This window comes from Microbacterium sp. zg-Y818 (assembly GCF_030246905.1).
Taxonomy (GTDB): domain Bacteria; phylum Actinomycetota; class Actinomycetes; order Actinomycetales; family Microbacteriaceae; genus Microbacterium.
Genome location: NZ_CP126741.1, coordinates 2,668,169 through 2,692,366 on the forward strand (window position 1 = coordinate 2,668,169; position 24,198 = coordinate 2,692,366).

The 24,198-nt window shown below is 69.4% G+C and carries 24 protein-coding genes; 8 read left to right on the forward strand and 16 right to left on the reverse strand.

Features of this window, described 5'->3' with window-relative positions:
• Window positions 1-53: 53 nt before the first annotated feature.
• Together QNO21_RS12645 and QNO21_RS12650 are read right to left on the reverse strand one after the other, a co-directional pair.
• The gene (locus tag QNO21_RS12645; protein ID WP_257518394.1) at window positions 54-905 is read right to left on the reverse strand and encodes a DUF72 domain-containing protein; all 852 of its coding nucleotides are present in this window, start codon (window positions 903-905) and stop codon (window positions 54-56) included.
• Between the two features lie 123 nt (window positions 906-1,028).
• A complete protein-coding gene (locus QNO21_RS12650) occupies window positions 1,029-1,313 on the reverse strand; it encodes a GlsB/YeaQ/YmgE family stress response membrane protein (protein ID WP_257514339.1) in 285 nt (94 codons plus the stop codon).
• A gap of 141 nt (window positions 1,314-1,454) precedes the next feature.
• Here QNO21_RS12650 and QNO21_RS12655 point away from each other — a divergent pair, with 141 nt between their 5' ends.
• Window positions 1,455-2,126: a response regulator transcription factor gene (locus QNO21_RS12655; RefSeq protein WP_257518196.1), complete on the forward strand. Its 672-nt coding sequence runs from the start codon at window positions 1,455-1,457 to the stop codon at window positions 2,124-2,126.
• A gap of 74 nt (window positions 2,127-2,200) precedes the next feature.
• Window positions 2,201-3,922 carry an acyl-CoA dehydrogenase family protein gene (locus tag QNO21_RS12660; protein WP_257518197.1) on the forward strand — a complete coding sequence of 574 codons (1,722 nt, stop codon included), beginning with the start codon at window positions 2,201-2,203 and terminating at the stop codon, window positions 3,920-3,922.
• Window positions 3,923-3,934: 12 nt separating this feature from the next.
• Here QNO21_RS12660 and QNO21_RS12665 read toward each other — a convergent pair whose 3' ends face one another.
• The gene (locus QNO21_RS12665; RefSeq protein WP_257518198.1) at window positions 3,935-5,164 is read right to left on the reverse strand and encodes an MFS transporter; all 1,230 of its coding nucleotides are present in this window, start codon (window positions 5,162-5,164) and stop codon (window positions 3,935-3,937) included.
• A gap of 151 nt (window positions 5,165-5,315) precedes the next feature.
• Here QNO21_RS12665 and QNO21_RS12670 point away from each other — a divergent pair, with 151 nt between their 5' ends.
• On the forward strand, window positions 5,316-5,885 hold the full coding sequence (locus QNO21_RS12670) for a dihydrofolate reductase family protein (protein ID WP_257518199.1): 570 nt from the start codon (window positions 5,316-5,318) through the stop codon (window positions 5,883-5,885).
• Window positions 5,886-5,897: 12 nt separating this feature from the next.
• Here QNO21_RS12670 and QNO21_RS12675 read toward each other — a convergent pair whose 3' ends face one another.
• The 5 genes from QNO21_RS12675 to QNO21_RS12695 form a co-directional block, all read right to left on the reverse strand.
• Window positions 5,898-6,488 carry a P-loop NTPase family protein gene (locus QNO21_RS12675; protein ID WP_257518200.1) on the reverse strand — a complete coding sequence of 197 codons (591 nt, stop codon included), beginning with the start codon at window positions 6,486-6,488 and terminating at the stop codon, window positions 5,898-5,900.
• Window positions 6,489-6,568: 80 nt separating this feature from the next.
• Window positions 6,569-6,991: an organic hydroperoxide resistance protein gene (locus tag QNO21_RS12680; RefSeq protein WP_257514332.1), complete on the reverse strand. Its 423-nt coding sequence runs from the start codon at window positions 6,989-6,991 to the stop codon at window positions 6,569-6,571.
• A gap of 56 nt (window positions 6,992-7,047) precedes the next feature.
• Window positions 7,048-7,512 (reverse strand): MarR family winged helix-turn-helix transcriptional regulator, encoded by a 465-nt coding sequence (locus QNO21_RS12685; protein ID WP_257514331.1) that lies wholly within the window; start codon window positions 7,510-7,512, stop codon window positions 7,048-7,050.
• A gap of 244 nt (window positions 7,513-7,756) precedes the next feature.
• On the reverse strand, window positions 7,757-8,449 hold the full coding sequence (locus QNO21_RS12690; protein ID WP_308211293.1) for a spermidine synthase: 693 nt from the start codon (window positions 8,447-8,449) through the stop codon (window positions 7,757-7,759).
• Between the two features lie 262 nt (window positions 8,450-8,711).
• Window positions 8,712-9,515, reverse strand: coding sequence for a MerR family transcriptional regulator (locus QNO21_RS12695; RefSeq protein ID WP_257518201.1), 804 nt, complete (start codon window positions 9,513-9,515; stop codon window positions 8,712-8,714).
• Between the two features lie 184 nt (window positions 9,516-9,699).
• Here QNO21_RS12695 and QNO21_RS12700 point away from each other — a divergent pair, with 184 nt between their 5' ends.
• The gene (locus QNO21_RS12700) at window positions 9,700-10,920 is read left to right on the forward strand and encodes an MFS transporter (RefSeq protein WP_257518202.1); all 1,221 of its coding nucleotides are present in this window, start codon (window positions 9,700-9,702) and stop codon (window positions 10,918-10,920) included.
• Between the two features lie 109 nt (window positions 10,921-11,029).
• On the opposite strand, the gene QNO21_RS12705 is transcribed toward QNO21_RS12700, so the two are convergent.
• Window positions 11,030-11,419: a nuclear transport factor 2 family protein gene (locus QNO21_RS12705; protein ID WP_257518203.1), complete on the reverse strand. Its 390-nt coding sequence runs from the start codon at window positions 11,417-11,419 to the stop codon at window positions 11,030-11,032.
• A gap of 445 nt (window positions 11,420-11,864) precedes the next feature.
• Here QNO21_RS12705 and QNO21_RS12710 point away from each other — a divergent pair, with 445 nt between their 5' ends.
• Window positions 11,865-13,175: an HNH endonuclease signature motif containing protein gene (locus QNO21_RS12710; RefSeq protein WP_257518204.1), complete on the forward strand. Its 1,311-nt coding sequence runs from the start codon at window positions 11,865-11,867 to the stop codon at window positions 13,173-13,175.
• 98 nt (window positions 13,176-13,273) lie between these two features.
• On the opposite strand, the gene QNO21_RS12715 is transcribed toward QNO21_RS12710, so the two are convergent.
• Window positions 13,274-14,260: a helix-turn-helix transcriptional regulator gene (locus QNO21_RS12715; RefSeq protein WP_257514325.1), complete on the reverse strand. Its 987-nt coding sequence runs from the start codon at window positions 14,258-14,260 to the stop codon at window positions 13,274-13,276.
• A 62-nt stretch (window positions 14,261-14,322) separates the two neighbouring features.
• Here QNO21_RS12715 and QNO21_RS12720 point away from each other — a divergent pair, with 62 nt between their 5' ends.
• Both QNO21_RS12720 and QNO21_RS12725 read left to right on the forward strand, forming a co-directional pair.
• A complete protein-coding gene (locus QNO21_RS12720; protein WP_257518205.1) occupies window positions 14,323-15,363 on the forward strand; it encodes an ATP-binding cassette domain-containing protein in 1,041 nt (346 codons plus the stop codon).
• Window positions 15,360-16,151: an ABC transporter permease gene (locus tag QNO21_RS12725; protein WP_257518206.1), complete on the forward strand. Its 792-nt coding sequence runs from the start codon at window positions 15,360-15,362 to the stop codon at window positions 16,149-16,151. The genes QNO21_RS12720 and QNO21_RS12725 overlap by 4 nt, the downstream gene beginning before the upstream one ends.
• Window positions 16,152-16,170: 19 nt before the next feature.
• On the opposite strand, the gene QNO21_RS12730 is transcribed toward QNO21_RS12725, so the two are convergent.
• A complete protein-coding gene (locus tag QNO21_RS12730; RefSeq protein WP_257518207.1) occupies window positions 16,171-17,964 on the reverse strand; it encodes a DUF2207 domain-containing protein in 1,794 nt (597 codons plus the stop codon).
• A gap of 80 nt (window positions 17,965-18,044) precedes the next feature.
• Between QNO21_RS12730 and QNO21_RS12735 the strand changes: the two genes are divergently transcribed.
• Window positions 18,045-18,470, forward strand: a complete 426-nt coding sequence (locus tag QNO21_RS12735) for a MarR family winged helix-turn-helix transcriptional regulator (protein WP_257518208.1) — start codon at window positions 18,045-18,047, stop codon at window positions 18,468-18,470.
• 14 nt (window positions 18,471-18,484) lie between these two features.
• On the opposite strand, the gene QNO21_RS12740 is transcribed toward QNO21_RS12735, so the two are convergent.
• The 5 genes from QNO21_RS12740 to QNO21_RS12760 are packed head-to-tail and all read right to left on the reverse strand — an operon-like array spanning window position 18,485 to window position 24,194.
• Entirely contained in the window at window positions 18,485-19,219 is a 735-nt protein-coding gene (locus QNO21_RS12740; RefSeq protein ID WP_257518209.1) for an ABC transporter permease, read from the reverse strand.
• Entirely contained in the window at window positions 19,216-20,001 is a 786-nt protein-coding gene (locus QNO21_RS12745; protein WP_257518210.1) for an ABC transporter ATP-binding protein, read from the reverse strand. Before QNO21_RS12745 ends, QNO21_RS12740 begins: the two co-directional genes overlap by 4 nt.
• A 52-nt stretch (window positions 20,002-20,053) precedes the next feature.
• The gene (locus QNO21_RS12750; RefSeq protein ID WP_257518211.1) at window positions 20,054-21,058 is read right to left on the reverse strand and encodes a DUF2804 domain-containing protein; all 1,005 of its coding nucleotides are present in this window, start codon (window positions 21,056-21,058) and stop codon (window positions 20,054-20,056) included.
• Window positions 21,055-22,878, reverse strand: a complete 1,824-nt coding sequence (locus tag QNO21_RS12755) for a glycoside hydrolase family 2 protein (protein WP_257518212.1) — start codon at window positions 22,876-22,878, stop codon at window positions 21,055-21,057. The genes QNO21_RS12750 and QNO21_RS12755 overlap by 4 nt, the downstream gene beginning before the upstream one ends.
• Window positions 22,875-24,194: an MFS transporter gene (locus tag QNO21_RS12760; RefSeq protein ID WP_257518213.1), complete on the reverse strand. Its 1,320-nt coding sequence runs from the start codon at window positions 24,192-24,194 to the stop codon at window positions 22,875-22,877. Before QNO21_RS12760 ends, QNO21_RS12755 begins: the two co-directional genes overlap by 4 nt.
• Between the last annotated feature and the right edge of the window lie 4 nt (window positions 24,195-24,198).

The window sequence follows — 24,198 nt, forward strand, 5'->3', positions numbered from 1 at the left end:
CCTGTTGCGGTGAGATCTCCTGCATCGGGAACGGCGGATGCCGCGGCGGCGCGCTACCCCTCCGGGGCGTCGCCCACACGGCGGGCCAGGGCGACCGCGTCGTGCGGGGCGTGGCCGCGGGCGTCGTTGTCGAAGTAGACGTACACGTCCCGGGGTTCACCGTCTGGGGTCGCCTCACCGCTGGTCCAGCCGGCGATGCGCGCCGCCCAGGCATCCAGCTGCGGGTCGGTGTATCCGCTGGTGTAGAGGTCCTCCGCGCCGTGCAGGCGAACGTAGACGAAGGAAGCCGTGATCTCGCCGAAATCGGGGAAGCGGCCCGCCGTGTCGGCCACGACCAGCGCGACGTCGTGGTCGCGCAGGATGGGGGCGACCGCGGCATCCTCGAAGCTGGTCGACCGGGGCTCGAACGCGTACCGGATCGGGGTGTCGTTCTCGATCTCGAGCCAGTCCCGTCCGTCGAGCCGCTCGTCGTGCCGCCGCGCGAGCTCCCGTGCCGCGCCCGTCGTGCGCGGCAGCGCAGTGAGGAACTGCTCGAGCGTCTCGGCATCGAACTGCTCCCGCTCCGGCAGCTGCCAGAGGATGGGACCGAGCTGCTCCCCCAGCGCCAGCACGCCCGAGGCGAAGAAGTTCGCCAGCGCCACGTCGATGCCCCGCAGCCGCAGCATGTGGGTGATGTAGCGGGAACCCTTCACCGCGAAGACGAAGTCGTCGGGGACCGCCTGACGCCACCGCTGGTAGCTGGTGGGGCGCTGCAGCGAGTAGAAGGACCCGTTGAGCTCGAGCGTCGACATCTGCTCGCCGACGTACTGCAGCTCACGGGCCTGGGCTAGCCCCTTCGGGTAGAAATCCCCCCGCCAGCTCGGGTAACGCCACCCCGAGATTCCCACGCGAACGCGTCCCGCCATGCCGCCGCCCTCCCTCCGTCGCTGCACGATCATCCTAGGAACGACCTGAAGCGCCCCGCGTCTGCACGGACGCGGGGCGCTTCGACGCTGCTGCGGCGCGGCTCGTGCGCGCCGACCGTCAGGTCAGCGGCGGCGCGAAGTGGTGCTGCGTCCCTTGACCAGCCCGTAGACGAGCAGCGCGATGATCGCACCGATGATGGAGCCGATGATTCCGGCGGGCTGGAAGAAGCCGTCTGCTGCGTCCTGTCCGAAGAGCAGGAAGCCGAGGAAACCGCCGACGAACGAGCCGACGATTCCGAGGACGATGGTCATGAGCAGGCTCATGTCCTGCTTGCCCGGGACGACTGCGCGGGCGATGAATCCGGCGATCAGGCCGATGACGATGATGCTGATGATGAGACCGAGCATGATTGCTCCTCCTTGTGAACGCCCAATGGCGTGTCGGTCGGGCACCGTTGGGTGCTCGGGATGCCGCAGTCCGCGACAACACCCTCATCCGACCACCCCTCGGGGTGTGGCGGCACACCCCTGGGGGTGAAAAGCTGGAGCATGGCATCGCCCCCGAACTCGCGGCCCATCACCGTCGCCCTCGTCGACGACTACGACGTGGTGCTCAAGGGACTGGCGCATCTCTTCGATGACTACCGCGACCGTGTTCTGATCGCAGAGATCGACGCGAACAGGGGTGTGAGCGATGCCGTGGACATCGTCCTGTACGACTCTTTCGCCCAGCCCGAGTCCGACCACCACGAGATCGCCGAGCTCATCAAGAACCCGCAGGCCCGACGCGTGGTCGTCTACACCTGGAACTTCCATCCCGAGCTCATCGAGTCAGCGCGCCGGCAAGGCGTGCACGGCTACCTCTCGAAGACGTTGACGGCTGCCCAGCTGGTCGCAGCGATCGAGGCGGTCCACTCGGGCGAGCTGGTGATCAGCGACCAGGGTCGGCGGGCTCCCAGCGCGCCAGGTCTCGACTGGCCGGGACGCCTGGAGGGCATCACCGATCGCGAGTCCGAGATCCTCGCCCTCATCACCCAGGGCAAGAGCAACGCCGAAGTCGCACGCCTCACCTACCTCAGTCCGAACACGGTGAAGTCCTACATCCGCTCCGTGTACCGAAAGATCGGCGCGACGAGCCGCACCCAGGCCGTGCTCTACGGCGTGCGCCATGGATTCGCACCCGACACGCACCGGATCGAGCACTGGATGGGCGGGCCGTGACGGCGGCGCCCCGTGAAACCCAGTGCCGCGTAGACTGACCCTCAGTACCACTTACTCGAGCACAGGAGTCCGTCATGGCTGACGCGTCCGCATACACGCCGCCCGTCGAGGACTACGCGTTCCTCTTCACCGACGCCTTCGGTCAGGACCTCGTCGCGCGCGCCACCGGCGGAGAGCTCACCGCCGAAGACGCGACGGACATCATCGCGGGCGCGGGCGAGTTCGCCGCCTCCGTCATCGCGCCGCTCGAAGTGCCGGGCGACCGCGTCGGCGCACGCCTCGAAGACGGTCAGGTGCGCCTGCCCGCCGGTTTCGGCGCGGCGTACCGCGCATTCGTCGAAGCGGGCTGGGTCACCGCCGAGGCTCCCGTCTCCGCCGGAGGCGACGGTCTGCCCGGCGCCGTACGCGCGGGACTCGGCGAGATCTGGAACGCCTCGAACGCGGCCTTCGCGCTCTGCTGGCTGCTCACTTCCGGTCAGATCCACGCGCTGGATGCCGCGGCATCCGACCGCATCCGCGAAACGTACCTGTCCAAGCTCGTCTCGGGCGAGTGGACCGGCACGATGAACCTCACCGAGCCGGATGCCGGCACGGACCTCGGCGCGATCCGCACGACCGCGACGCCGCGGGAAGACGGCAGCTGGGCGATCCGCGGCCAGAAGATCTTCATCACGTGGGGCGACCACGACATCGCCGAGAACATCGTGCACCTGGTGCTGGCTCGCACCCCCGGTGCCCCGGACGGTGCGAAGGGGCTCTCGCTGTTCGTCGCGCCCAAGGTGCTCGTGAACGACGACGGGTCGCTCGGCGGGCGCAACGCCATCACCACCGTCGCGATCGAGCACAAGCTCGGCATCCACGGCAGCCCCACCTGCGTGCTGGCCTACGAGGACGCCACCGGCTACCTCGTCGGCGAGGTCGGCGGCGGCCTCGCGGGGATGTTCGTCATGATGAACTCCGCTCGCGCGGGCATGGGGTTCCAGGCGACGGGCATCGCCGATCGCGCCTACCAGCAGGCCGCGGCCTACGCGGCGGACCGCCTGCAGGGCCGGGTGCTGGAGCGCCCTGCCGGCACGCCGATCGCGGAGCACCCCGATGTCCGCCGCCTGCTGCTGTCGATGTCGAGCAAGATCTTCGCGATGCGCGCCCTCGGCGTGTACGTCGGCGACCTGCTCGACCGGGCCGACACCGACGACGCCGTGGTGAAGCTGGCGGAGTTCTTCGTGCCCATCCTCAAGGGATGGACCACAGAGGATGCCATCACCGTCACGAGCGATGCCATCCAGGTGCAGGGCGGCATGGGCTTCATCGAAGAGACCGGCGCCGCCCAGCACTACCGCGATGTGCGCATCACCACGATCTACGAGGGCACGACGGCGATCCAGTCGAACGACCTCGTCGGCCGCAAGGTGCTGCGCGACGGCGGCGCCACCGTGTCGGAGCTGTTCGAGCGGATCGACGAGACCGTGGCAGGCTTGCGCGCGTTCGACCACCCCGTCGCGGTGCGCACCGCCGAGCGATTGGAGCGGGCGCTCGCGGCATCCCGGCGCGCGACCGCCGACCTGCTCGGCTTCGCCTCATCGCCGCGCGACGCCTACGCCGTCAGCGTGCCGTACCTGATGCTGCTGGGCACGCTCGCGGGCGGCTGGATGCACGCCCTCGCCGCAACCGCCGTGTTGGCGCGCCCGTCCGAGACGGATGCCGAACGCCTGACGTCCGCGGACTTCTACGGCGCCCACCACCTCCCCCGCGTGCACGCGCTGGCCGAGACGGTCGCCGGCGGCGAGATCGGGTGACGGCGGCGCGGGTCACCGCCCGACCGGCTCGCGCCGGGCGACAAGCCGGTTGAGGCGCTCCGACATCACGAGGCCCAGGATGACGAGGATGCCGAGGAAGAGCGGGAACAGCCACATCCCGATCCACGCCGAGAGCACACCGAACAGCGGGGGCGCGAAGGTCGAGCCGGTGTAGGCCGCCGCCATCTGGATGCCGATGATGGCCTGCGAATTGCGCCGGCCGAAGTTCACGGGCGTGGAGTGGATGATCGCGGGGTAGATCGGCGCGGCGCCGAGTCCGGTGAGCACGAGACCGGCGAGGGCGAGCACGTCGGTCTCGAGCGGCAGCGCGAGCAGCACCACGCCGAGGCCGATCGTGACGAACCCGCCGCGGATGAGAAACCGGTCGCCGATCCTGTCGGCGAAGAAGCCCGCGAGAAAGCGTCCTGCGGTGACGCCGAGGAGGAAGAGCGAGGCGAACGCGGCAGCGGTCGCCGGCTCCACGGCGCGGTCGGTGACGAGCCAGGTCGACGCCCACAGCATCGCCGTGGTCTCCAGCGCGCAGTAGGCGAAGAACGCCGTGAGGATCAGCGCGACCCCGGGGATGCGCAGGGCCTGGCCGAGCGGCACGTGGGTGCTCCCCCGCCCTGATGCCTCGGCGGGATCCGAACCCTCGTCGTCGGGTTCGGCACCGTGGTGGGCCGGGGCCACCGGGTTGACCTTGCCCCACAGCGGGAGGCTCACCAGCAGCACGAAGGTGAGCGCCGCCTGGATCACGCCGACGATGAGGTAGGCGCTCGACCAGCCCATACCCGAGGTGAGGGCGTAGCTCATGATGAATGGGCTGATCGATGCCCCCACACCCCAGAAGCTGTGCAGCCAGTTCATATGCCGCGCCGCGTAGTGCAGCGCGACGTAGTTGTTGAGCGCCGCGTCGACCGCGCCGGCTCCCAGCCCGTAGGGGATGGCCCAGAGGCACAGCATCCAGAAAGAGCCGGAGAACGAGAAGCCCACGAGGGCGGCAGCCGTCATCCCCACGCTCACGGCGGTGACCACGCCCGCACCGAATCGGCGCGTGAGGCGCTCCGAGGCGAGGCTCGACAGGATCGTGCCGCCCGCGATCACCATCGTGATGATGCCGGCGAAGGCGAGGGGGACGCCGAGGTCCTGGTGCATGACCGGCCAGCCGGCGCCCACGAGGGAGTCGGGCAATCCCAGGCTGACGAACGCGACGTAGATGATCGTGAGGAGGAGGGAGTACACGGGTTGCCGGTTGGCCTTTCACGGAGCATCGGGCTCGGCGGATCGGATGACCGACGAGCGGCACGGCAGCCCTCTACGCCAGAGGACGCGCCGGTACTAGTCTGGCCGCCGTCAGGCGGACCTGCCGCGCGCATCAAGGGAGAGCGACGAGATGAGACCCCTTCGATACTCGATCAACATCACGATCGACGCTTGCTGCGATCACGAGGCGGGGATCGCGCCGGACGAGGAGTCGATGCGCTACTGGACCGCGGAGATGGAGCGGGCCGACGCTCTGCTCTTCGGCCGGATCACCTACGAGATGATGGAGTCCGCGTGGCGCAAGCCGGCCACCGGCACGTGGCCCGACTGGATGGGCTCGGCGGACGTCGCCTTCGCCGAGAGCATCGACCGGGCGAAGAAGTACGTCGTGTCGAGCGCCCTGAGCGGAGTCGACTGGAATGCCGAGCTGGTGCGAGGCGACCTGGCGCAGGAGGTCCAGCGCCTCAAGCAGCAGCCGGGCGAGGGCCTCTGGGTGGGTGGGGTGACGCTCCCCCGGGCGTTGGCAGATCTGGGGCTGATCGACGAGTACGAGTTCCTCGTGCAGCCGGTCATCGCCGGGCACGGGCCGACGCTGCTCGCCGGTCTGCGCGAGAGCGTGCGGCTCGAGCTCATCGGTCGTCATGATTTCCGGTCAGGGGCGGTCGCGTTGCGGTACCGACCCACGCGGACTGCAGCGTGACGGCGCGGCGCCTTACGTCGCGCCCGGCGCCCCTCGTCGATCGACAGCATGCGCGAGGGGACCCTGCATCCAGCGCTCGACCTCGCGTTGCGAGCCCAACCGCACGACCGTGAGGCCGGGAAAGTCGGCGGCGACCTGGGGAACATTGTCGCGGTACTTGTGTCGCGTCGAGATCGACCAACGCACGATGTGCTGAGGGTCGGCCAAGATCTGCCGGAACGGCGGCTCGATGTTGCCGTTCCAGAGCTCCTCGCGGCTCAGTCTGCGGCGGGCGGTGCGACGAACCACTCGCGGGAAGGCCGTCGTCCAGAACGGCAGATCGAGCCACACCAGCAGGTCGGCGCGGGCTGCCAGCAACGGGCGGACGGTGCGATACTGCCACTCCGTCACCCAGGAGTCCTGAGCCACGAGGTCCCGCACATCGTCGAGGAACTCGGCCCGCGGCATCCAATTCGGCCCGTGGAAGAGCGAGTCGATCTCGGTGTGCGTCACCTCGGCGATATCGGCGATCCGGCGCGCGAGTGTGGTCTTGCCGACACCCGCGACGCCCGCGATCAGGATGCGGCGAGGGCACCGCGGGAGCTGGTCGACGGAGGTCAGCACGCAACGATGCTATGGCGCCTTCTGTTCGGATCGCGGGGGTGAACCTGGTGCGCCCCCGCGATCATGACGCGAGCGCCGGCTCAGTCCTCGACGACTCGCACGATGACCTCGATGTTGCCGCGCGTCGCGTTGGAGTACGGGCAGACCAGATGCGCGGCATCCGCCAGCGCCTGCGCCTGGTCCGCGGGCAGGTCGGGGATGACGACCTCGAGCTCGACGGCCAGGCCGAAGCCGCCCTCGCCGTTCGAGCCGATGCCCACGCGCGCACCCACGCTCGTGTCGTGCAGCGCGACCTTCTCGTGGCGGGCGACGCTCAGCAGTGCGCTGTGGAAGCACGCCGCGTAGCCCGCCGCGAACAGCAGCTCGGGGTTGAGGGCGCCTCCCGGACCACCCATCTCCTTCGGCACGCGAACGTCGACATCGAGCATTCCGTCGGCAGTTGCCACGTGGCCGTTGCGGCCGTCTCCGGTGGCGAGGGCCTCCGCGGTGTAGATCGTTTCCATGATGAACCTTTCTTCGATGTGGCGTTTCAGGGTCGGATGAGAATGTGCGGCGGGCGTCAGGCGGATGCCGCGGTGTTCGAGGCCTCCACCGCGTCGGTGTAGGCGCGAAGATTCACGACCAGGGCCTGCGCAGTCGCGGGCGAGACCGACATGCAGCGAAAGACCTCGCCCGGCACGTGTGCGAGTTCGGTGCGCAGTGCGCGGCCGGATTCGGTGAGGCCGATCGTGACGACTCGGGCATCCTCGCTCGATCGGGTGCGGGCGACGTGCCCCAGCTTTTCGAGGCGCGAGAGCAGGGGCGACAGCGTGCCCGAATCCAAGGCCAGGTCGCGGCCCAGGTCGCTCACCGTGAGCGGCTCGCGCTCCCACAGCTCGAGCAGCACGAGGTACTGCGGGTACGTCAGACCCCAGGGCTTCAGCAGCCGGCGGTACACCTGGGTAGTCGCACGGCTCGCCGCATACAGCGAGAAGCACAGCATCCCGTCGATCGCCCGCTCCCCCGCGTGCTGCGCATCAGTCATGGGTGAAGCATTGCACGCAATTGAGTTGTGCACAATGCATTTGCGCCTCGCTCCGCCAGTCGCCGTCTAGTCACCCGCCATCGCCCGCAGCGCCTCGAAGAAGTCCCGCCCTTGGTCGAAAGAATGCTGTCCGAGACACAAGACTCGTTGGACCGCTATGTCGAAGTTGGACCCCGCTGCGCTGAGGGCGCACCGCGAAACGATCGCTCGGGGCAGGACGCCCCGCGCGGGCCGGGGAAACGGCTCAGCTCGCGACGTAGATGGAGTTCGCCGACCGGCCGCCGGTCAGGGCGTTGTCGAACGAGACCACCTCGCCCCGCACGTTCTCGAACGCGCTCTCGAGGACGGTGATGAACGCCGGGTCCGGGGGATCGTCGGACCACAGCGCGAACACGCCGCCCGGCGCGAGGTGTCGACGCATCCGATGGATGCCATCGGGCGTGTAGAAATCGGCGTGGGCCGGATTGAGGTGGTGCACCGGCGAGTGATCGATGTCGACGAGGATCGCGTCGTAACGACGGGGGACCTCGTCGGATCGCATGAGAGCGAAGAAGTCGGCGAGTTCCATTCTGAGCCGCGGGTCCGCGGTGAGCTCGCGCGAGATCGGCAGGAGCGCCCGGCGGTGCCAGTCGACGACGGCATCGATCGCCTCGACGACGGTGAGCGAGCGCACGCGGTCGTGCGTGAGTACGGCCTGCGCGGTGTACCCGAGGCCGAGCCCGCCGACGAGCACATCCAGGTCGTCGCCCCGGACGGGGTCGAGGCCGAGATGCGCGAGCTCGATCTCGGCGACCGTGAAGTGCGTCGACATCAGGTGCTCGTCGTTCAGGATCGCCTCGTACACGTCCTCGTTCAGCACGGGATCGAAACGACGCCGGAGGGTCACCTCGCCGAGGGGCGTCCGCTGCCAATCCAGCTCTTCGAATCGTGCGTTCACCACGGCACTCCCGCGATACGTCGCCCACTGAATTCGGTCATCGGTCGAGCGTAACCGGCATCCTGTTGCGCGACCGACCCGGGGCGGGTGACCGTCATCGTCATCAGCCAGGTCTGGTTTCGATGATCCCTCTCACCGACTGGGATGGTACGGGCGCATCTTCTACCCCTTCCCGTTCGGATCCGTTGATCTCGAGATCACTCCCCTGCCGCCTTCCTGACCGCGTGAGTGGTGATCTGAAGCACGTCTAGGCTCATGCGCCTCAGCCGCGACGAACAGGCTGCTGCAGCCCGGTCACCCAATCGGCTTGGTTCTCCGATTCCGCCCGGACGTAAAGTTCCCGACACGGCCCGGATTGAACGAGCCCGCGAGCGAGGATTTCCGTGTGGATCGCATGCCAGCTCTCGGCGATGCGGTCCATCGAGCCGAGATGGATGCCGCAGACGGCAGCTTCAGCAGCGGGCAACTCGACGATCTCGAAGCTATCGCGCGCGGGGCCATCGCATCCGTAGCCGGCGATGATCTGCATGCCGTCTTCGACCGTGTCGTACTGCGCGATCGGCTCAGCCAGCGCTCCGCACTCATCACCGATGATCTCGGCGACGGCATCGAAGGCGGGGCCCACGGCACTCGCTACCTCGGTTTGATCTGCGACGACCGCACGGCGGGCCGCGAGGCGCACAGCGGGCAGGGACTTTTCGATGATCTCGATATGGGACATGTGGTTCTCTTTCTCGATGAGTCGGAGGCGCCGTTCCACGTCGATGAGTCGGCCGGCAGCGATGCGGCGTTCCTGCTCCACCTCAGCTCGACGAATTCGCAACAGAGCCGCGATGCGTTCCGCATCGACTCCGCGGTCCAGGATCGACGAGATGTCGTCAAGACCGAAGCCGAGTTGGCGCAGCGCGACGATTCGGTGCAGACGCGCGAGTTGTGAGGGGTCGTAAGAGCGGTAGCCGCTGGACTCATCCACGTGAGCGGGTTCGAGCAGACCGGCGGTGTCCCAATGCCGCAGCATCCGATGGGTCACCTGGCCGATCTGCGCGAAGGCTCCGATGGACAACATGTCTCAGTTCTCCCGCCTTCCACAGTGTCAGAGTCAAGTTTCGGCCTCGAATCCGCAGCAAGCCAGCCGAACCAGTCCGCTCATCCTGTGACTCTAGGGCTCGAAAGAGGGGCCGGGCCAGCGAGCTGTCGTGCGAACTCATGGCGTCCCGTTGCATGGCGCGACAGGCGCGATACTGGGGGCGATGTCAGACGAGCGAGGGCGACGAAGCGGGGGGTTCCGGCGATTCTGGGCCGCCAACACCCTCAGCGCGTTCGGGTCCACCGCCACCGCCGTGGCCTTGCCTGTGCTCGTCGTCCAAGGGCTCCACGCCGACCCCATCGAGGTCGGCATCGTCAATGCGGCGCAGTTCGTTCCCTATGCGCTCTTCGGACTGATCGCGGGCGTCTACGTCGACAGGTGGCGTCGACGTCGCACCTTGGTGGTGGCCAGCCTTGGACGCGCACTCGCCTTGGCCATGATCCCCCTCTTGTGGGCGCTCGGGTGGCTTTCGATCTCGACCCTCGTGGCGCTGCTGCTGCTCTTCGGCACCTTCTCCGTGTTCGGCTTCGCGGCGTCGCAATCGCTGCCGCCTCGCCTGGTCGCCCGAGACCGTCTGCTGCGCGCCAACGCGCAACTCGATCAGGGCGAGGCTGCCGCGCAGACGCTCGGTCCGACGCTCGCCGGCCTGCTCGTGCGGTGGCTCGGAGCGCCGATGGCTTTGCTGATCGACGCGGTGACCTACGTCGTTGACGCCATTCTCGTCGCAAGCATCCGGATCGAGGAGAAGCCCTCTCGCATACGGGGGCGCGTGTTCCGAGACATGCGCGAGGGCCTGTCTGCAACCTATCGGCATCCTGTCTTGCTGCCGCTCTCGATTTCCACCCACGTGTGGTTCGTCGCGAACGCAGCCTCACTGACGGTTCTGTCGTTGTTCGCCCTGCGCACCCTCGAGCTCGACGCAGCGCTCTTCGGTCTCCTCCTCTCGACCGTCGGCGCCGCGACGCTCATCGGGGCGTCATTCGCCGAACGGCTCGGCATCCGCTTCGGAGAGGGCGCGACGATCACGGGCGCCCGACTGATCTATCCCCTGGCGTGGATCGCTGTCGGCCTCGTCCCTCTGGTTGGCGGGCCGGGCGAAATCGTTCTGCTGTTCGCCGCTCTGGCAGCCGGAGGTCTTGCGGGCGGCGTCGAGAACGCGAACGAGATGAGCTATCGCCAGCGAGCCGTGCCTGACGGGCTGCTTGGCCGCATCAACGCCACCGGGCGATCGGTCAACCGCACCGCAGGAGCGGTCGGAGCGGTGCTGGGCGGGGTGCTCGCCTCAGCCATCGGGGTGACCCAGTCGATCTGGGTTGTCGCCGGTGTATTCGCCTTCGCCGCCCTCATCGCAGTCCTCTCACCGCTGCGCTCCGCTCGCGCGTGATCCGCTGCTGTCGGGTGTCACGGGCCAGTCGCCAGTCCGGCGCCTGTTGCAGGGGCGGTCCCCTCCCGGAAATGCGGCACGATAAAAAGTGTCTCGCCGGCGTCGCGGCCTACCCGGTCCCGGCGGCGGGCGTGACGTGACTGTGCGCGCACAGCCAGCGAGTGTCGTCGCGGACGAATACGTCCGTAGTCCATTCGTCCGCGTGGAAGGTAGCCCCGCCGAAGTGCGCGGTGTTGACTACCCGAGCAACGACGATCGCGACGTCGTCGTGCAACCGGACGTCCACGGGACCTGTCGCGCGCATGACGGAATGGGTGAGCGCACCCGAGCGCACCAGGTCGAGGAACACCTGCCTCGTGGTGACACCGTCACCGTCGATCAGCCTCCATTCGGGGTGCAGGCAGGAGGCGATGCGGTCGGCGTCGTTCGACACGATCGCCTCGGCAAACCGCGCGGCGATCACTCCGATGTCGGCTGCGCCCTCGTCCGGGCTCGTCACCCGCTCACGCTAACCCCTTCCGCACTCATGTGCTGCAGATCGGCTGGCGAAAACCACAGGTCGGTTGTCACGACCACAGAATCAGGGGCAGGAACTACAGATGGCTTGTCATCGGACAGCTACCCGGGGCTGCGGAAGTGATCACAAAAAGGTAACGACGAACTCTTGTGTGCCGTTATCTTTCCGTTATAGAGTGCTCGCACGGTAGTTGTTTTGCTGTGGCAGCTACCGGCATGTGATTGCAGGACACTCTTGGTGCAGGGACAAGGGCCGGTCGGAAGCCTCTCCGACCGGCCCTTACTCTTGCCCGCCTGAGGCTGCCTCGCACCCCATGAGCGGACGCCTATTCCTCCACAGGCCGCTCCCGTCGGAACTTGTCCACAATGTCGATGAGACCTGGGGTTTAACCGCCCGCAATGTCGGAGGGTGGCGCGAGAATAGGCGCATGAACAGCTCCCCCGCCACCTTCTCGGATGCCGCGCTCGCGACATCCGACGTCGTGGTGGAGATGCTCGACACCGACCGGCAGATCGCCGCGCTGCAGGCCCGGCAGCTGGCGCTGCTCGGTCGAGCCGGCGCGATCGCGGCAGAACAAACCGCACGCATCCCGATCGGCGCGCAGCGCGAGCGGGAGATGCCGTTGCGATCCATCGCGGCCGAGATCGGTGCCGCGCTGCGGCGGTCCGACCGTGGAATGCAGAACCGCATCCACGAGGCGACCACCATGCTCGCGCAGTTCCCGAGCACCGTGCAATCGTTGCGGGAGGGCCGGATCGACATCGCCCACCTGCGGGTGATCGGCGAGGCGGGATCGCGGCTCACCGATCCGGAGGCACGGGCGGTCTTCGAGCAGGCGGCGCTGGCCGTCGCGGAGCGAGAGACCGCGGCGCGCGCGAAGCCGATCATCACGATGCTCGCCCATCGAATCGACCCCGTACCGTCGGCAGGCCGGCACGCGACCGCGGCGGCCGGCCGCCGCGTCTGGGTACGGGACCTCGATGACGGCATGGCAGAAGTGGTCGCGCTGCTGCCGGCGCCCCTCGCGCACGGCATCCGGGACCGCGTCACCCAGTACGCGCGCACGCTCCTCGAGCAGGCGAACAGCGGCGACCCGGCCGGCGGCCACGACTCCGCTCCGGCAGACACCCGCACGATGGACCAACTCCGCGCCGACGTCTTCACCGACCTGCTTCTCACTGGCCACGCCAGCGCGGCGGCATCCGACGACACGATCTGTGAAACCGACGCGATTGTGGCGCGCATCCAGCTGACCGTGCCGTCCGCGACCCTTGCGGGGCGCGAGGTGCCGGCCAGCCTCCAGGGGCACGGCCCCATCGATGCAGCCTCCGCCCGCCATTACGCGTCCACCGCCACGTCGTGGGATCGCCTGTTCGTCGACGCCGCGACCGGGAACGTGGAGGATGCCGACCGCTACCGGCCATCCCGCGCCCAGCGCCGATTGCTGCGCGGACGCGATGAGCACTGCCGATTCCCCGGCTGCCGGGCGGCGGTGTGGGCGTGCGACATCGACCACACGATCGACTTCGCCCGCGGCGGACCCACCCGGCCGTGCAACCTCGCGCACCTGTGCAAACGACACCACACGCTCAAACACCACACCGCGTGGTCAGTCGAACAGCGGCCGGACGGGGTGTTGGTGTGGACCAGCCCGGGCGGCCGCGTGTATTCCGACATCCCGCAGCGCGTTCTCGAGTTCAGCGCCGCGACCCGCAGCGGCGCACCGCCACCGTTCTAGACCGTGGCCTTTCCCTTGCCCGCGTCACGACGCGGACCGCTCGACCCGGCGCGCAGTCGCGTGGCGATCGCCGCGCCGCCCGACTCCGGCGAGACCAGTCAGACGCGCGGCGGTGGAGGCGGCGCATCGAGGGCGCCCAGAATCCGCACCAGCGCCTCACGCATCTCGGCACGGTGGGGCTCGGCGAGATCCGTCGTGAACGGCACGCCGGCGGGTATCCACGACATCCCGTACATCGTCTCGCGCCAGTCCGCGCCGCCGACGGGCCACCGCGTGCGGTCGACATCCTCCGCCGTCGCCCCCTGACCCCACTGTCCGAACGACGCGCGCATGGTGTCGATCGGCAGCTCCATCACCACGTCCGTCTCCACCGGCTGACGCACCCACGACCGGGCGACCGTGATGAACTCGTCGACCTCCTCCGGGGTGAGCGGGCGCGGCTCGAAGAGCACGCGCGTGTGCTCGACGTCCGAGAGCCGGTCCACACGGAATGTCCGCCAGTCGTCGCGCTCGATATCCCAGCACAGCAGGTACCAGTGCCGGTCGGCGGGAGCCAGGTAGTGCGGCTCGACCCGGCGGTGCGTCGTCTCGCCCGCCGCCGATGTGTAGGTGAAGCGCACCCGTTCGCAATCCCGGCACGCGAGCGCCAGCTCGCCGAGCACCGCCGTCGAAGCCGCCTCTCCCCCGCCGATGCGGACGGGATGCACGGTGTCGGCGAGCGCCATGACCCGTCGGCGCAACGCCGCAGGGAGCACCTGCTCGAGCTTGGCCAGCGCCGTCAGCGCCGTGTCGGCGCCACCGATCAGGCGCTGCGTCGCCGCGATGCGCAGGCCGATCGCCATCGCGACGGCCTCATCGTCGTTGAGCAGCAGCGGCGGCACCGCACTCCCCGCCTCGAGCCGATAGCCGCCGGCCGCGCCCGGCGAGGACTCGATGCGGTAGCCGAGCTCCCGCAGCCGCTCGACATCGCGGCGCACTGTCCGCTCGGTCACGCCGAGGCGCTGGGCGAGCTCGGACCCCGGCCAGTGCCGGTGCGTCTGCAGCAGGTTCAGCAGCTCCAGCGCACGAGAGGTGGTGTCGGACATGTCCCGAAGTCTGCCCGACAATGCGGACCGGATGTGTCCGCAACGGCGCGTACGGTCGGCGCATGTCGAACGAACCCATCCTCGAAGCGCGGGGACTCACCAAGCGCTTCACAGTCAAGAAGAAGACCGTCGCGGCGGTCACCGACCTCACGTTCCAGGTCGCCGCCGGCGAACTGGTCGCCTTTCTCGGCCCCAACGGTGCCGGAAAGTCCACGAGCCTGCGCATGCTGACGACGCTGCTCGCCCCGACCGAAGGCACCGCGCGCGTCGTCGGGCGCGACATCCTGCGAGACCCCGCCGGTGTGCGCGCCCGCATCGGCTACGTCGGACAGCTCACCAGCGGCAGCTTCGCACAGCGGGTGCGCGACGAGCTGCTCAGCCAGGGCGCGTTCTACGGGCTCTCGCGCACCGCCTCGGTCACGCGCGCCGACGAGCTCATCGAGTCGCTCGACCTCGCACCCTTCGCGTCGCAGTCTGTCCAGCAGCTCTCGGGCGGCCAGAAGCGGCGCCTCGACATCGCGCTCGGGCTCATGCACGCGCCGCCCCTGCTGTTCCTCGACGAACCCTCCACAGGGCTCGACCCGCAGAGCCGGGCGAACCTCTGGCAGCACATCCTCGACCTGCGCACCACGCACGGCACGACGGTGTTCCTCACGACGCACTATCTGGAGGAGGCCGACCGGTACGCCGAGCGGGTCATGGTCATGGACAGCGGGCGCGTGATCGCCGACGACACCGCCGCCCGCATGAAGGCGGAACTGGCCGGTGACCTGCTCACCCTCGGCTTCGAGGGGCGTGCAGACGCGGATGCCGCGCTGCCCGTGGTCGGACGCCTCACTGACCGCGACGTGCAGCGTCAGGACGCGGCATCCCTCACCCTCACCGTGCCCGACGGCGACCGGCTGCTGCCGGCGGCGATCCGCGCGCTGGACGAAGCGGGCATCGCCGTCACCCGCGCCACGGGCGTGCCGCCCACCCTCGACGACGTCTTCCTCGCGCTGACCGGACGCACCCTGCGCGACGCGGGAGAGGGCGCGGCAACCGGCGAGACCGAGACACCGCAGGCGGCCACCGCCGCCCAGCCGACAGGAGCCGCACGATGACCGCCACCACCGCCCGACCTGACACCGCCGTGCGCCCCCACGCCGCGCGCGACACGTGGCACGTGCTCACCCGGGAGCTCCGCCCGGTGGTGCGCGACCCGTTCACGCTCATCTTCAGCCTCGTGCAGCCACTGGTCTTCCTCGGGCTGTTCGCGCCGCTGCTGATCGGCACCTCCGGCGCGCCGGCATCCGAGACCCTGCAGTGGTTCGTGCCTGGGGTGCTGGTGATGATCGTCCTCTTCGGCACCGGCGCGACGGGCTCGAACCTGCAGTACGAGATGATGACCGGCTCGCACGAACGCACGCTGGTGGCGCCGCTGGTGCGCTCGTCGCTGCTTGTCGGCCGCGCTCTCAAGGAGATCGTGCCGATCCTCGTGCAGGCCCTGCTCATCGTGCTGATCGCGTGGCCGTTCGGCTTCTCGATCCACCCGATCGGCGTCGTGGTCGGCCTTGCTCTGCTCGCGGTGTTCGGCGTCGGGCTGGGGTCGCTGTCGTATGCGCTGGCCCTCGCGACCCGCGACAGGGAGTGGCTCTTCTGGGGCGTGCAGCAGACGCTGATCTTCCCGTTGCTGATCCTGTCGGGCATGCTGCTGCCCCTCGACGCCGCGCCGGGATGGATGCGGGCGGTCGCCACCGTGAATCCGATCAACTGGGTCGTGCAGGCCGAGCGCGCACTGTTCGCCGGGGATGTCGGCAGCGGCCCGGTTCTCTGGGGTTGGGTCGCCGCCTTGGCACTTGCGGCGGTCGGGCTCGCCGTCGGCATCCGCGCGATGCGCCGCAGCAGCTGACCGCCGGGGGCAGGGTGCGTCAGACGCCGCCGCCTCCGCCGCCTCCGCCGCCCCCGCCTGCGGAGCCACCGCCGGACGAGCCGCCCGACGTCGACGACGACGACATCGCGGCGCTCGACAGCGAGGCGATGCTCGACGAGAACGCGGCGGCGTTGAACGCCGCGGAGCCGTAGTACCACGATGGGGTCACCCCGGCGTCTCCGTAGTAGACCATCAGCTCATCAGCCCACTTCTTCTCCTGCCCGAAGACGACGGCATAGGGCAGCAGCGTCTCGTACAGGTGGATCATCTGCCGTGGGTCGCCGACGTCGACGGGGCGCCGCTCGGCACCCATCGGCGATTGCAGCATGCGGATGCGGTCCGCCTCCGCCCAGTCGATGAAGATCTTCAGGCCCGCCAGGTGGTCACGCAGCTCCGCACCGGCATCCGTCAACGGCCGGTGGAAGACCAACCCCATTCCGAAGGCCAGCACGATCCCCGCCACCACCATGAGCACCAGCGGCACCAACACGTTGACGGATGCCGCGATTGCCAGCATCCCGAAGAGGATCACGAGCACCGTCCCGGCGAACAGCGCCGCCGCGGGCCACGTGCGCACGCGCCCGGGAACCGACCGATACACCCCTCGCTTCTTGAGCTCGACTCCCGCCGCCTTGAGGATCTTCGAGGCCACGCCCGACAGCCGCGTGTCCTGCTTGCCGAACTCGAAGGTCGCACCGGGCCGCGCGCCCTTGCCGAACAGCCCGTCGAGCAACATGCGGCCGTCGCGGTCCGCCCGAGAGCGATCGACCAGCTCCACCTGCAGCTTCGACCCGCCGAATGCGCGTTTCGATCCCTCCACGATGCGGAGGGACCCCACGATGGCCTGCTCGAGCACCTCCGCCGGAATGGCCTTCGACGTCTTGCCGAGCATGACGGCGCTCTCCAGGGCATCCACCCCCGGCGGGGGCGTGAACTCCGCGATGACCGTCGGGCGTCCGGGAGCGTCGCGCAACCAGCGCCGCCGCGTCCAGACCGCGAAACCGAACGCCCCGGCCATCCCGAGCGCAGACGCTGCCTGCGCCCAGCCCCACCCCGACGCGAAGTACGACGAGTCGAACAGCACGAAGGTGTCGGGGTCGAATCCGACCGCGATGGTCATCGTCTCGTAGGGAGCAAGGTCTACGGCATCCGCCGTTACGGTCACAGAGCCGTCCTCAGCAGTCACCGCTTGAATCTCGCACTGTTGCGTGACGCCCTGGTCGCCGACATAGCAGGATTGGCGGCCCGTGAGCGCTCCGGCGAGATCGGCATCCATGTGGAGGGTCGCCGTCACCTCGCCGAACGGCTGCAGCCAATCGACGCCGTTGACGTCCCAGTAGAATTCCTGGCCACCGTCGTCGAAGGTCCAGGTGACGTTTTCGAGGTCGTAGGTGAAAACGAAGGTCTGCTCGCCACGCAGGTAGTCGTCGGCGCGCGAGACCATCTCGAAGACGCCGTCGTCACTGTCGCTCTCGGCCGGCCGCTCGACGCCGGCCTCGTCGGTGATCGAGATGAGCCTCGGGTTGAGCGGCTGCCCGTTGTACGACGTCGGGATCGCGCGCCGCACTCCGCGGTTCTGGTCGGCGTCGGGGAAGACCGCGACGAACGTCTCCACCACGCGCAGCCGGCTCGTGCCGTCCTCGGCGCGGGTGAGGGTGTAGTCGACGTCGAGGCTGTCGAAGGTGAAGTCGTCGACGTCAGCCGCCACCGGGCCGAGCGCTCCGGCGGACGCTGCGAGCCCGACCAGGAGCAGGGCGAACGTCAGCGCGATCCTTCTGGAAACGTGCACCATGCGTTCAGCCTATGGGCGCGCTGCGGGCCTGTCCGCCGCTGCGCCCGGTCGCTCGCACCGTCGGGGCTACAGTGGTCCCCATGACCGACCGACGCCTCGCCGTGGATGCCTGGGAGGCGCTGTTCCGGGCTCAGTACGAGGTGTTCCAGGAGATCAGCAACGACTTCGACGGATCGGGGCTGACCCAGGCGGAGTACGACGTGATGCTGACGGTGACCCGGTGCGAATCGGGCGCGCGGCTGCGCGAAGTCACCGCCAACATGCTCATCAGCCAGCCGAGCGTCTCGCGCCTGGTCGACCGCATGGTGTCACGGGGACTCCTGACCAAATGCGCCGACCCCACCGATGGGCGCGGGGCCGTGCTCCAGGCGACACCAGAGGGCACCGCGATGTTCCGCCGTCTGGCCACCCGCCACGGACAGTCGATCGCCGCCCGCATGTCGGTGCTCGACGACGACGAGCTGCGGCAGCTACGGGACCTCGCGACGAAGCTGCGCGGGGTCTGACGCAGACGCCGCGCTCAGGGCGTCCGGCGCCGCAGGGTCAGCGGGGCGAGCACGAGGAAGCCGACAGCGAAGGCCACGACGACCAGCAGCGGACCCCACAGGTCGCTGCCCTCCTCGCCTGCGGTCACCGCGTTGATCGCATCGACTGCGTAACTGAGGGGAAGCCAGTCGCTGATCGCGTACAGCACGTCGGGCATCTCATCGCGGGGCATCAGCAGCCCACCCAGGATGATCTGCGGAAAGACGAGCAGCGGCATGAACTGCACGGCTTGGAACTCGGTTCGGGCGAACGCGCTGGCGAGCAGCCCCAGCGCGGTGCCGAGGACGGCGTCGACCACGGCGACAAGGCCCAGCTGCCAGAGCGGACCTTCCACGCTCAGTCCGCACACCCCGACCGCGAACCCCACCGTGACCACGGCCTGCAGCGCCGCCATCGCGCCGAATGCCAGGGCGTAGCCCAGGATGAAATCCCCCTTGCCCAGCGGGGTCGCCATGAGCCGCTCCAGCGTTCCCGACCGACGCTCCCGCAGCGTCGTCACCGAGGTGACCAGGAACATCACCACGAACGGGAAGAGCGCCAGGATCGGGCCGCCGAAGGTGTCGAACACCCCTTCCCTGTCGGCGAAGAGCCAGGAGAACAGCCCGACCAGCAGACTCGGCGCCACCAGCATCAGCGCGATCGAACGGGGGTCGTGACTGAGCTGACGCAGCACCCGCGCCGCGGTGGCCAGCGTGCGCCCCGGGTTCACACCGCGCCCCCGTGGCGGCCGCGACGGCGATGCTCGCGCCGCAGATGCCCGCCCGCCCGTGCCGGGCCGCGCTCGATGAGCGTCAAGAAGGCCGCATCGGGGTCGGTCGCGCCAGTGGCCTGGAGGAGCCCCTGCGGCGTCGTCTGCGTCAGCACGCTTCCGTCGTGGATCAGCGCGACGTCGTCGCACCGCATCGCCTCGTCCATCACATGACTCGACACGATGAGCGTCGCACCGGCATCGGCCAGGCGCCGGAAGATCGCCCACAGACTCTGCCGCAGCACCGGGTCGAGTCCCACGGTGGGCTCGTCCAGCACCAGCACATCGGGCGAGCCGAGCATGGCCACGGCGAGCGAGACCCGGCTGCGCTGCCCGCCTGACAAGCGACCTGCCGGCTGCGTGCGCTGGGCGGTGAGGTCGACATCGGCCATCACGCGTGAGACATCGGATGCCGTCGCGCCGAGCAGCCGCGCGGCGTAGCGCAGGTTCTGCTCCACGGTGAGGTCGTCGTACACCGAGGCACCCTGCGTCGCGTACGACACCCGGCGCCGCAGGGCGACGGAGCCTGCCGGCTCGCCCAGAACGGTGACGCTGCCTGCGGCCACGATCTGAACCCCCACGATCGCCCGCATGAGCGTCGTCTTGCCGCCACCGCTCGGCCCGAGAAGGCCCGTGATGCGCCCGCGCGGGATGCGCATGTCGAGACCGTCGAACACCGTGGTGCGGCCGCGCTTCACGACCAGGCCCTGCACCTGCACTGCGGCATCCGGGTCCGTCCCCATACCCCTATCGTGGCCCGGCCCCCGCCCAGGCGCGAGAGGTGCGAGGGGCGAGTCACCAGCGGTTGTGCACCTCCTCGGCGAAGCCCAGGATCCCGTCGAACGCGATCGTGTCGCCGTCGTCGGTGGTGAAGGTGCCCGACCAGTGGCCGAAGCACTGGTCGGTGCGCGACGACAGCACGAGCAGGTTCGTCTTGCTGACCTTGTCGTAGAACGGGGTGAACGTGGCATCCAGGCCACCGCCGGTGATGCGCCACGGGCGCCGCCAGGTGGCGATGTCGTAGTCCCAGGTGAGCTCTTCGTGGATCTTGTGCAGGCGGCCGTCGACGAGCATCGCATTCTCGGTCGAGCCGGTGCCGTCGGTCCATTTGGCCCCGACCTGGATGCCGATGACGCGGCCGGCTGCATCACGCCCCGACCCGGCACCCCAGTTCCACTGCACGTCGTACGGCCAGCGACCGCGGCCGTGGTCGAGCACCGCCCAGGACTGCCCCTCGGGCACGTCATAGGTCACGCCGTCGACCACGACCGTGCCCACGGCGGGCCGCGCGACGTCCTTCACCGTGTACTGGAACCGACGAGAGCTCCAGGGCACCACCACCGCGAGGCGCTCGTGCCCGTCGGGGAGCTGGGCGACGACGTCGAACGAGGCATCCTCGATGCGCGCGCGCAGGCGCGCGCCACCGGGGACCTCGTCGATGTCGATCTCGAGTCCCTTCGCCCGTGCCCGGGACGATCCCTGCTCGAGCCGTGGCGCGAGAGTCACCCCCCGCGGCGGGATCACGGTCGCGTCGGCCTGCCAGGTGCGCTCGGTCGCCCGGTCGAAGATCCAGACGCCGAGAACTGCGGCGTAGTCGATCGACGACACGGTGAAGGCGAGGATGTGCGTGGGGGTCGTGACGTTCCAGTACTCCCACCGCTTGTTGCGCCCCCACGAGCGGGTGTGCACGCGCGAGGCGTCGACGATCGGCTGGCGTGCCCACCCGACGGCATCGCGGTTGAGCACCCGGCCGTCGCCCGCGGTGAGCGAGACGGGTTCGGTCAGTTCGCGCAGCGTCACACGGGCTCCTCTTCTGCGGCAGTGCGTGAGGATGCCGCGGCCTGCAGCCGCACGTTCATCGCGCGTAGCGCCGCCTCGTCGACCTTCACATACCGGCGGTCGTAGGTGACCATGCCGTTGACCTCGTCCTCGACGTCCGAGAGCTGCGTGTACACGGTCGCCGCCAGCCCGCGGCCGATCGCGGGGACGATCTCCGCGTCGTGCAGGCGCTCGAGCGCCCGCTGCAGCGTCTTCCGGGAGCGGTAGCGCCGGTAGCCGAACACCTTGTCCGTCCAGGTGCGGCCGGGCACCGCGAGGCTGTAACCGCCGTACTCCGTGACGGCCTCGACCCGCCCGTCGCGCCGACGCGGCATGCGCACCGGGCGAAAGTACACGTGCCGGCTGTGCAGGTCGCCCGCGCGTTGGTCGTGCCAGCCGCTCGCATGGTCGATCGGACGGGTGGGGTCGAGGTCGCGCACCAGTGCGGCGATGCGGGCGGCGTCGAACTGGCCCCACCCCTCGTTGAACGGCACCCAGAGCGACAGCGAAGGCACGCTCCGCAGGTGCTCGATCATCTCGACGAGCTCCGCCTCGAAGCGCTCCCGGCCCCTCGCGTCGGCGCGCGCGAACCGCGCATAGCGGGTGTCGTCGAGCGCGGGGGCGCCGAACACCGGTGCGGTGATGACGGCCGGCCGATAGCGCCCGCCGCCGTTGACCGCGTCCTGCCACACCAGCATGCCGAGCCGGTCGCAGTGGTGGTACCAGCGCAGCGGCTCGACCTTGATGTGCTTTCGCAGCATGGTGTAGCCGAGGCGCTTCGCGAGGCGGATGTCGTACTCCAGCGCCGCGTCGCTCGGGGCGGTGTAGCCGCCGTCGGGCCAGTAACCCTGGTCGAGCAGTCCCACCGGCAGATGCGGACGCCCGTTCAGCAGCAGCCGCGCGTGGCCGCGGTCGTCGACGCCGACGCCGAACGAGCGCATGCCGACATAGCTCTGCACCCGGTCCTCGCCGAGGGTCACCTCGATGTCGTACAGGAACGGATCGTCGGGCGACCAGGCCCGCACCGGCGCCGGCAGGGCGATGCGCGTCGGCTCGCCCACCGGCACGGTCGCGGTGGCCACGACCGCGCCCGCAGCCGACACCGAGACGACGGCCTCGACACCGGCACCGTGCACACTCTCGACCGTCACCTCCACGGCCGCCCCGGGCAGATCCGGGGTGAGCACCAGCGCGTCGACAGCGACGCGGGGCACGATCTCGAGCCACACCGTCTGCCAGATACCCGACTGCGGCGTGTACCAGATGCCCCCGCGCCGGCTGGACTGCTTGCCGCGCGCGAGCCACGCGGCATCCGTCACGTCGCGCACCGCGACGGTGATCTCGTGCGCGTCGCCGTCGGCGAGAGCCGCCGTGGCATCGAGCGTGAACGGCAGATACCCGCCGGTGTGACCGCCGACCTCGACCCCGTCGACGGCGACGCGGCAGGATTGGTCCACCCCGCCGAAGTGCAGCAGCACGCGCTCGTCGTCGCCGACGGGCCGCGGCAAGGCGAACGTGCGGCGGTACCAGAGCGTCTCGTCGGCGCCGAGCGACCGCCCGACGCCCGACAGCGGCGTCTCGGGCGAGAACGGCACGACGATCTCGCCCTCCCAAGCCGGTGGCGCCACGGTCGGGTCGGCGACGGCGAGGGGGTCGGATGCCGCGAACGGCGTCACCGCGTACGACCAGATCCCGTTGAGGTTCGTCCACCCCTCGCGCACGAGCTGGGGGCGCGGGTACTCCGGCAGGGGAGCATCGCGGTCGAGGCGTTCGCCCCACGGGGTCAGCATCGGCTCGCTCATGCGGCATCCACCCTCTCCGGCAGGCGCCGCAGCGCCAGCATCGGCACGACGACGAGCAGGGCGACGACCGCCGCCGCCGGGAAGATCCACGGGGTCGGCACCTGCTTCACGACGCCGAGGTCGACGTAGGTCTCGTTCGCGCCGATGATGACCGCCGAGCCGATGAAGGGTCCGATCACCATCGGGATCAGCACCACGAAGATCATGCGCAGCCCCTGCACCATGCCCACGCGGTCGCCCGGCGTCGCATCGCGGACGCTGGCCGAGAGCGACGCGGTGGAGAGCATGAACCCGCCCATCATGATCGTGCCGAAGACGATCACGCTCAGCATGTCGCGGACGACGAACATGCCGGCAAGCCCCACGACCATGAAGATCACGGCGGGAAGGATGGCCCGGGTCTTGCCGACCCGGTCCACCACCCGGCCGCCGACGACGCTGATGACGGCGGCGAGGGTCAGCACGCTCGCGAGCACGATCGGGTAGCCGTCGATGCGCAGGTACCGCTGGATGTAGATGATCAGGTACGGGAAGTACACCTGCGTGCTGGTGCCGATGATCGCCCACGCCACCAGCAGCGTGTACAGCCGCGGGTGACACCGCACGGTCGAGGGCCGGAGCCCGTGCACCAGGGCACGCAGGTATCCATCGGAGGACGACTGGATGCCGGGTGCATCGCGCACCAGGAACCACGCGACGACGCCGACGACGGCCGTGGCGATGCCGATGATCGCGAAGAACAGCTTCCATTCGCCGGCCTGGGTGAGCGGGTCGAGCAGCCCGAACACCAGCAGCATCGCCATGAGCGGGAGCACCGACAACACCGCATCGACACGGCCCCGGTCGGCGGGGGTCGTGGCATCGGTCACCCAGGCGTTGAACGCCGCGTCGTTCGCCCCCGAGCCGAACACCGACATCACGCAGTCGAGCAGGATGATCGCGACCACGGCGGTGCCGACCACAAGAGCCGCCTGGGCCCCCGCCGAGGGCTGCACGAAGCCGAAGGTCGCCGTCGTCAGGCCCCACAGGATGTAGCCGATCGCGATGAACGGGCGGCGGCGGCGCACTCGGTCGGACCAGGCGCCGACGAGCATGGTCGACAGGGTCGCAGCCACCGCCGATGCGGCGACGAGCACGGCGATGACGGTGGGGTCGGTCGTGATCGTGTCGTAGACGAACACGTTGAGGTACATGTTCTCGACCGTCCAGGCGAGCTGGCCGACGAACCCGACGAGCACGACGACCCACCAGGTACGGCCGGCCACGCGCGGGAGGCGAGCGCGGGCAGGAGCGGGAGCGGTGGGGGTGGCGGACATCGGC

What these genes read in the sequence shown, in the direction of transcription:
- QNO21_RS12645 (WP_257518394.1), bottom strand. Translation starts at nt 905, where the DNA reads ATGGCGGGACGCGTTCGCGTGGGAATCTCGGGGTGGCGTTACCCGAGC.
- QNO21_RS12650 (WP_257514339.1), bottom strand. Translation starts at nt 1,313, where the DNA reads ATGCTCGGTCTCATCATCAGCATCATCGTCATCGGCCTGATCGCCGGA.
- QNO21_RS12655 (WP_257518196.1), top strand. Translation starts at nt 1,455, where the DNA reads ATGGCATCGCCCCCGAACTCGCGGCCCATCACCGTCGCCCTCGTCGAC.
- QNO21_RS12660 (WP_257518197.1), top strand. Translation starts at nt 2,201, where the DNA reads ATGGCTGACGCGTCCGCATACACGCCGCCCGTCGAGGACTACGCGTTC.
- QNO21_RS12670 (WP_257518199.1), top strand. Translation starts at nt 5,316, where the DNA reads ATGAGACCCCTTCGATACTCGATCAACATCACGATCGACGCTTGCTGC.
- QNO21_RS12680 (WP_257514332.1), bottom strand. Translation starts at nt 6,991, where the DNA reads ATGGAAACGATCTACACCGCGGAGGCCCTCGCCACCGGAGACGGCCGC.
- QNO21_RS12685 (WP_257514331.1), bottom strand. Translation starts at nt 7,512, where the DNA reads ATGACTGATGCGCAGCACGCGGGGGAGCGGGCGATCGACGGGATGCTG.
- QNO21_RS12695 (WP_257518201.1), bottom strand. Translation starts at nt 9,515, where the DNA reads ATGTTGTCCATCGGAGCCTTCGCGCAGATCGGCCAGGTGACCCATCGG.
- QNO21_RS12700 (WP_257518202.1), top strand. Translation starts at nt 9,700, where the DNA reads ATGTCAGACGAGCGAGGGCGACGAAGCGGGGGGTTCCGGCGATTCTGG.
- QNO21_RS12710 (WP_257518204.1), top strand. Translation starts at nt 11,865, where the DNA reads ATGAACAGCTCCCCCGCCACCTTCTCGGATGCCGCGCTCGCGACATCC.
- QNO21_RS12715 (WP_257514325.1), bottom strand. Translation starts at nt 14,260, where the DNA reads ATGTCCGACACCACCTCTCGTGCGCTGGAGCTGCTGAACCTGCTGCAG.
- QNO21_RS12720 (WP_257518205.1), top strand. Translation starts at nt 14,323, where the DNA reads ATGTCGAACGAACCCATCCTCGAAGCGCGGGGACTCACCAAGCGCTTC.
- QNO21_RS12725 (WP_257518206.1), top strand. Translation starts at nt 15,360, where the DNA reads ATGACCGCCACCACCGCCCGACCTGACACCGCCGTGCGCCCCCACGCC.
- QNO21_RS12730 (WP_257518207.1), bottom strand. Translation starts at nt 17,964, where the DNA reads ATGGTGCACGTTTCCAGAAGGATCGCGCTGACGTTCGCCCTGCTCCTG.
- QNO21_RS12735 (WP_257518208.1), top strand. Translation starts at nt 18,045, where the DNA reads ATGACCGACCGACGCCTCGCCGTGGATGCCTGGGAGGCGCTGTTCCGG.
- QNO21_RS12745 (WP_257518210.1), bottom strand. Translation starts at nt 20,001, where the DNA reads ATGGGGACGGACCCGGATGCCGCAGTGCAGGTGCAGGGCCTGGTCGTG.
- QNO21_RS12755 (WP_257518212.1), bottom strand. Translation starts at nt 22,878, where the DNA reads ATGAGCGAGCCGATGCTGACCCCGTGGGGCGAACGCCTCGACCGCGAT.
- QNO21_RS12760 (WP_257518213.1), bottom strand. Translation starts at nt 24,194, where the DNA reads ATGTCCGCCACCCCCACCGCTCCCGCTCCTGCCCGCGCTCGCCTCCCG.